At 60.4% G+C, this 333-nt stretch carries 1 protein-coding gene; it reads right to left on the bottom strand.

Going from position 1 to position 333, the window contains the following annotated elements:
• Positions 1–310: LysB family phage lysis regulatory protein (locus tag ED901_RS00005; protein WP_122094090.1), on the bottom strand; the 310-nt coding region annotated here is incomplete at its 3' end.
• Between the last annotated feature and the right edge of the window lie 23 nt (positions 311–333).

The raw sequence follows: 333 nt of genomic DNA, 5'->3' as shown, positions 1-333 counted from the left end.
GCAGGCGAGCGCTATACCAATCACGCATTTCCTGATTTTCATTGAGTAACCTTTGAATTGTGTATTCCCGATCCCGCGCCCGCTGACCGGCCTGCGTGAGCTGCGCGCGCAGGCTTTGTTCCTGGCGTTCCCGCGTCACGGCGTCTTCATTCAGGCGGTGAATGGCGTTGTCGCGGCTTTCGATACCGGCGGACAGCGTGCCGATGATCCGCTGCGCCTGGTCTGCCTTATCAGTCAGGCCGCCGATACGCCAGGTTTGCAGCCCCGCCAGCGCGCACGCGGCCAGCATTAACAAAATTAAAATGCGCATCAGACACCCCGCAGGCAGTAGGC

It is taken from the genome of Rahnella sp. Larv3_ips (assembly GCF_003697865.1).
Classification (GTDB): domain Bacteria; phylum Pseudomonadota; class Gammaproteobacteria; order Enterobacterales; family Enterobacteriaceae; genus Rahnella; species Rahnella rivi.
Note: the sequence above shows the minus strand (reverse complement) of the source record. Positions and strands in the feature narration are given on the sequence as shown.